This window comes from Alkalibacterium iburiense (assembly GCF_039521845.1).
Taxonomy (GTDB): domain Bacteria; phylum Bacillota; class Bacilli; order Lactobacillales; family Carnobacteriaceae_A; genus Alkalibacterium; species Alkalibacterium iburiense.
Window position 1 is genome coordinate 1 of the sequence record NZ_BAAACW010000070.1, and the last position, 6,472, is coordinate 6,472.

Here is a 6,472-nt window from a genome sequence, read left to right on the forward strand (position 1 = left end):
TTTTTTGTTTGTTCAAGCTTCTAAGATTTTCGTTGCAATACTATCTACTTTTATATTGCCATAAACAAAAGGTTAAATCCCCACTAAGTATGACGTAATCTGGACTGATCTCTATTACTTCTTCTATGAAAGTATCTACAATTTCTTCACTTTGATGAGTCATTTTTCCATCGCCGTCGTTTAATAAACTATCAGTTAAAATTCCTTCTTCAATTAAACTTGGGGAGAGATAATGTAAGTCAGATGCCACTAAAACAGTTAAGTCTTTGTCTTTTGCAAAGGATTGTTCTCTATTTAAATTTAAGGATAACTCCATCTCTTCCTCATTAAAAAAGAAGCCTCCTCCAATGAGAAAGATAGCCATTAAAATCCCGGTAATTATGAATGTTTTATTTCGATTAGTCATCCTTTATCCCCCGCCACCTCCTCTCCTTTATTTTAACATACTTATCATAACTCCTATTAAAAAAGCGATTCAAGAGCCCCATCAGTCTGCTCCGAATCGCTTATGTGTTAGCTACCTAAATAATCTAAAGCATATCTTACATGTAGCTCTGTGGCGTAAGCTAGGCCTCTTTCATCAATGTCGAATTTTTCATGGTGGTGCCCATACCATGTGCTCTCATCTTCTAAATTCCGTGTCCCAACTCTTGCATACACACCGGGAGCTTCGGCTAAGAAATCCGCAAAGTCATCGGCCCCTAAGCTTTTAGGCTGATTTCTTATCACATTTTCTTCTCCCACTATTTCTGCAGCTAATTCAGCTGCACGGCGAGCCGGTTCTTCATGGTTGATTAACGGGGCTGCCGCATCATAGTTTTCAAATTCAATAGTACAGCGATGAGATTCAGCCACCCTACGAGCGACACGTTCTACAGCTTCTAATACAAAAGCACGTGTTTCATGACTAAATGTGCGGACCGTTCCTTCAAGGTAAGCATGATTCGCTACGATGTTATAACGTGTTCCAGCATTCAAGACCCCGACAGCGACGACCACATTATCTAATGGATTGACTTCTCTGCCTACGATGCTTTGAAGTTCCACTGTAATGGCTGAAGCAGCCAGTAAGGCATCAATTCCTTGATCTGGTCTAGCCGCATGCGCACTTTTTCCATGCACATGTATTTTAAATATATCACACGATGCATTTGTGGCTCCGGCAACTGAAACCAGTTTTCCAACTGGTACACTAGAATCTAAATGTAGACCGAACACTTGGTCTGCGCCTTCTACAAATCCGCCCTGAACAAACTGACGAGCACCAGCCCCAATTTCTTCTGCCTGTTGAAAGGCTAATTTAATGGTTCCTGAAAATTTGTCTTCGTGTTTCTTCAATATTTTGGCTGCACCTAGTAAAGCAGACGTGTGCCCATCATGTCCGCATGCGTGATGTAAGCCATCCTTCTTAGATTTGTAAGGAACATCTTTGGCATCTTCTAATTCCAACGCATCAATATCCGCTCTTAATAAGATCGTCTTTCCTGATCCTCTTTTACCTTCGATAGTTCCAATTGCTCCCGTTTCCCCAACCGATTCATAAGGAATATCCAGTTTATCTAATTCTTCTTTAATGCGTTTGATCGTTTCGTATTCTTTTAAACTCGGTTCAGGGTGCTGATGGAAGTAGCGTCGTAGCGCGACAACCTCTTCTGCCCCTTCCTTTACTTCTTCGCTAATAGATAGTTCTGTTAATATGTTTGTCATTATACTCTTCCTCCCCTAGTGATTAGTCCCAAGCTGGAATCGATGATCCTTTTGATGTTTCCGCGATGACTTCAATGGTGTCTTCTGATTGATAAGCTTCAACTATTTTCTGATACACTTCATTATCTTTATCTTCTTCTCTTGCTGCTATGATATTAATATACGGATCAGAATCGTCGCTCACTTCTTCTAATACAATGGCATCTTCTGTTGGAACAAAACCATAATCTACTGCCATCCCTGAGTTGATAACCGATACAGATACATCTTGAAGGGCACGGGCAGTTTGAGCAGCGTCTAATTCTTCAATAGAAAGGTTCAATGGATTATCTGTAATATCATGAATCGTTGGAGTCACTCCAGCTTCTGGATCCACTGAAATCAAACCGGCAGATTGTAATAGTAACAAGGCACGCCCGCCGTTTGTCACATCATTTGGAATAGCGACAGAAGCATTCTCTTCCAATTCATCAATCGATTCTAAAGAATCAGAGTAAATACCTAAAGGAGCAATAACGGTTTCTCCAATGGGAACCAAATCTGTTCCATTGTCTTCGTTGAATGACTCTAAAAATAATTTATGTTGGAAAGAGTTTAAATCAATCTCACCTTCTGCTAATGCGTTATTCGGTTGGTTGTAGTCTGCAAATTGGACGAGTTCCGCTTCAATGCCTTCTTCTGCTAATTTATCAATCACAAAATCCCACACATCGTTTTCAGCTCCGACTACCCCAATCGTTATCGGTTCTGATTCTCCTGCTGTTGAGTCCCCGCATGCAGCTAATACCCCCACTCCTAATGTTAATCCTGCAGCTAATACCCATTTTTTAATAGTTTTCATTTTTCATATCCCCTTTATATTTAATGGCTTGTTTTTTTAACTAAATAATCTCCAATTAATTGACTAATTAATACAATAACTAAAATGGCTGCCGTAGCGACTAGCGTGACGTCCATTTGATTTCGGTTATATCCTCTGGAGATGGCTAGATCCCCTAAACCACCTGCCCCAATGGCCCCTGCCATGGTCGTAATACCGATCAAATTAATAATTGTTACAGATGAGACCCGTATAAGTGAAGGCAAGCCTTCTTTCAAATAGACCCTGAAAATAATTTCCAAAGGCGATGATCCCATCGCTTCAGCTGCTTCAATAACCCCTGCATCCACTTCAAGTAAAGCATTTTGAACTTGTCTTGAATAAAAAGGAACTGTACCAACAACTAAAGGCACTATCGCTGCCGTCGTCCCGATGGAAGTCCCTATAATGAATCGAGTAAAGGGAGCGATCAATGCTAGCATAATGATGAAAGGGACCGAACGGAAGCCGTTGACTAGTTTTTCTAAAAAACTGTACAGTTTCTCATTTTCCAAAATTCCTCCTTGCTCAGTAACGACAAGTGTTACGCCTAAGATAATCCCTAGGACACCTGCGATTAAAGCAGTCCATCCAACCATGTAGAGCGTTTCCCAGATACTATCCCAGATTTCACTTCTAATTTGAATCACATTTGAAAAGTAATCTTCTAAAAATGCACGCATTTTTTATCCTCCTAACTTATTTTTACTTCTTCTGGTGCTGTATATATAGGTCTCACATCCAATACATCCACCGTTACCTCTTTTGCCTCCAGATAAGCAATAGCTTTTTCTCTTTGTCTTAAGTCTCCCGACAACTCAACAATCAGGTTACCTATAGGAGTCTGCTGAAGGATTTCGACATTTCCGTAAATGATATTAGTCGTTACTCCAAACTGAGCATAAAGACTAGCAATTAACGGGGTACTGGTGCTTTCTCCTACATAAGTGATATTGGCCAAGACTGTCTTTGAGTCTCTAGTAAGCAGTGATGGATGACTAAAGATTTTTTCTAACGTTTGATCAATATGTGTTGCTGTATTAATAAATTCTTTGGTCAATGGGTTTTTTGGTGCAGTAAACAGTGAGACGATATCTCCACTCTCGACTACTTCTCCATTTTCCATAACGGCTACCTTGTTACAGATTTCTTTGACTACCTGCATCTCATGGGTAATAATGACAATAGTCAGTGACAACTTTTTATTCAGTTCCTTTAGTAAGGCTAGTATGGACTGAGTAGTCTTTGGATCTAAGGCACTTGTTGCTTCATCACAAAGCAGAATTTCAGGATCGTTCGCTAAAGCTCTTGCGATGCCTACCCTTTGTTTTTGCCCACCTGAGAGTTGAGAGGGATAAGCCTCTTTTTTATCTGCTAAACCGACCAAGTCAAGTAGCTCATCCACTTTTGCTTTCACTTCTTGCTTCGACAAGCCTGATCCTTTCAGTGCATAAGCCACATTGCTCGCCACAGTTCGCTGTCTCATTAAATTAAAGTGCTGGAAAATCATACCTATCTTTTTTCGTTTCGCTCTTAATTCTTTCTTATTGAGAGTTAAAAAATTAATGCCGTCTACTATAACCTCCCCCGATGTTGGAGGCTGCAAGACGTTTATGGTTCGTACCAACGTGCTTTTTCCTGCTCCGCTGTATCCAACAATGCCATAAATATCTCCCTTCTCTACTGTCAGAGAAACATCTTTCACAGCCTGAACGACTCTGTTATCACTGTTAAATGTGACATCTATATTTTTTAAATGAATCATTTTAAATCAATCCTTTCAGTAAAATAAAAAAACGCCCGTCCTTAACCAGAATACTCCAGTCAAAAGGACGAACGTTTAGTCCGTGTTACCACCTTAGTTTAAATTGACCTCACAGCCAATTCCTCAGAAAGTACAGGCATGACCTATACTTCGGCGCTGTAATGGGCGCCCCCACGATAGCCTTATGTTAAAACACTCGGTATCCCATGCTACAAGCCCATTTTCCACTCACTCATACAAACCTGCTCTCACCTACCCAGGCTCTCTGTTTTTGTCGTGTTGTGTGTGTACTCTACTTGTCATCGCATATTCACTATTTGAATAAAAAAAGTCCCTAAAGAAATGCTTCTTCGTAAAAAAGAATTTCTTTAAGGACGATTCAATCGTGTTACCACCTTATTTCATACGCCTATTACTAGACGTATCTCTGCCAGTGCACAAGAACTATTTCTTGTAGACTGAGTCACTGTAACGGGTGAACCCGTAGTAAGTTTACTTTTCAGCTCGCTTACTCCATTCAAAGGCCATTTTCCATTTAATCTTTCTTATCTGTTCGCACCACACACAGACTCTCTTAAAAGACTTCTTAAATGTACTTTCCTTTTCATATTGTTTCATTTATTAGGGATTTATTAACTTGAAGCTTAGTATACCGACAGAAAAATGAAATGTCAACAGTAAAATGAAAAAAGATTGTACAGGCTTATTTTAATAGCCAGGCACAACCTTTTCTCATTGGTTTTAATCGTTAAGGGTAAGTAAAATGGATTCGATTCGATTTTCTTCAATTTTTTTAATTTCAAAATTAACATGCTTGTGCGTAATCGCTTGATGAGTGGTCTTCGTTGGAATGTACCCCAGACGGCTGATCATAAAGCCACGTACAGTCTCATATTGATCAGAAGGCAAGGATACACCTAATACAGATTCAATATCTCTTAACCGAGTCGATCCTTTAACTAAATATTGTTTGTCAGACAATTTTTTGATTTCTATTTCATCAAATTCAGATTCTAAACTTTCACTTGAGATTTCCCCTACAATTTCTTCAAGCACATCTTCGATGGTGACTAATCCTTGTGTCCCGCCGAACTCGTCCGTTACAATAGCTAAATGCGTATTTCCTTGCTGCATTTTTTTGAACACGACATCAATCGTTTGTGAATCTAAGACATAATGCGGTTGGCGAATAATCTCACGTAAGTTAAAGGGTCCCTTTTTCTCCTGGTATTCAAATAAATCTTTCACATGTAAAATACCAATAATATTGTCTACCTCTTCTTCATAAACAGGATACCGTGTAAAGCGCGTTTCATTGATTTCCTTCAGTACTTCTTCAAAATTGGCTTCAACGGAAAGGGCCGTCATGTCTGTTCGGTGAGTCATGATATTTAATACCGTTGTATCATCGAATTCAAAAATGTTTTTTATCATTAACTCTTCTGCTGGATTAATATTTCCCCGTTCTTTTCCTAAATCAACAAGTAAACGTATGTCTTCTTCAGTCGCCTCTTCATTTTCGGCATCAGGATCAATTCCAAAAAGCTTTAAGACCATGTTAATGGAAAAAGATAAAAATTTGACAACAGGTGCACTGATTTTCGCTAGCAAAGAAACCGGTCCAACGGCCACTTCTGCTATTTTTTCAGCATTCTGCAAGGCTAACTGCTTGGGTACCAGTTCGCCGAATACCAGTGTAAAGTAAGACAAAACTATGGTTACTACAACGACAGATAAGGTATTCAGTAAGCCAAGGGATAAGGGAACTCCCCAATTGTATAAGGTTTCAGCAATCGGCCCTGCGAAGAAATCAGCCGCAAAGGCACTTGATAAGAACCCAGCTAAAGTAATACCTATCTGAATCGTACTTAAAAACAAACTAGGGTTGGAAATTAATTGATACAATTTTTTGGCTTTTTTATCGCCTTGATATGCTAAACGCTTCACTTTGTTATCATTGAGATTCACAAAAGCTAATTCAGAAGCCGCAAAAAAACCATTGACTAGTATTAAAATTATAAGTGTAATAACAGCTACTGCCATTCTATGTTGCCTCCATAATAAAATATATTATGGTTAGGGTGTCAAAACCTAACCGGTTTACTACTTTTCCTTGTTAACAGTGCGATTTTGCCCGCTCT

General features: G+C 39.3%; 6 protein-coding genes and 1 other annotated feature. All 6 genes read right to left on the minus strand.

Translation table 11 applies throughout. From position 1 onward, the window contains the following. Positions 1-40 precede the first annotated feature (40 nt). The gene (locus ABDZ53_RS06190; RefSeq protein WP_343754765.1) at positions 41-406 is read right to left on the minus strand and encodes a metallophosphoesterase; all 366 of its coding nucleotides are present in this window, start codon (positions 404-406) and stop codon (positions 41-43) included. Between the two features lie 107 nt (positions 407-513). Further along, positions 514-1,707 carry an amidohydrolase gene (locus tag ABDZ53_RS06195; protein WP_343754767.1) on the minus strand — a complete coding sequence of 398 codons (1,194 nt, stop codon included), beginning with the start codon at positions 1,705-1,707 and terminating at the stop codon, positions 514-516. 22 nt (positions 1,708-1,729) lie between these two features. Then, complete coding sequence (locus ABDZ53_RS06200) at positions 1,730-2,548, minus strand: MetQ/NlpA family ABC transporter substrate-binding protein (RefSeq protein WP_343754769.1); 819 nt, start codon at positions 2,546-2,548, stop codon at positions 1,730-1,732. A gap of 20 nt (positions 2,549-2,568) precedes the next feature. Beyond that, the gene (locus ABDZ53_RS06205; RefSeq protein WP_343754771.1) at positions 2,569-3,249 is read right to left on the minus strand and encodes a methionine ABC transporter permease; all 681 of its coding nucleotides are present in this window, start codon (positions 3,247-3,249) and stop codon (positions 2,569-2,571) included. Between the two features lie 11 nt (positions 3,250-3,260). Then, positions 3,261-4,331, minus strand: a complete 1,071-nt coding sequence (locus ABDZ53_RS06210) for a methionine ABC transporter ATP-binding protein (RefSeq protein ID WP_343754774.1) — start codon at positions 4,329-4,331, stop codon at positions 3,261-3,263. A 367-nt stretch (positions 4,332-4,698) separates the two neighbouring features. After that, positions 4,699-4,947, minus strand: a binding site (T-box leader). Positions 4,948-5,072: 125 nt separating this feature from the next. Then, positions 5,073-6,374 (minus strand): hemolysin family protein, encoded by a 1,302-nt coding sequence (locus ABDZ53_RS06215; RefSeq protein WP_343754776.1) that lies wholly within the window; start codon positions 6,372-6,374, stop codon positions 5,073-5,075. Positions 6,375-6,472: the final 98 nt, after the last annotated feature.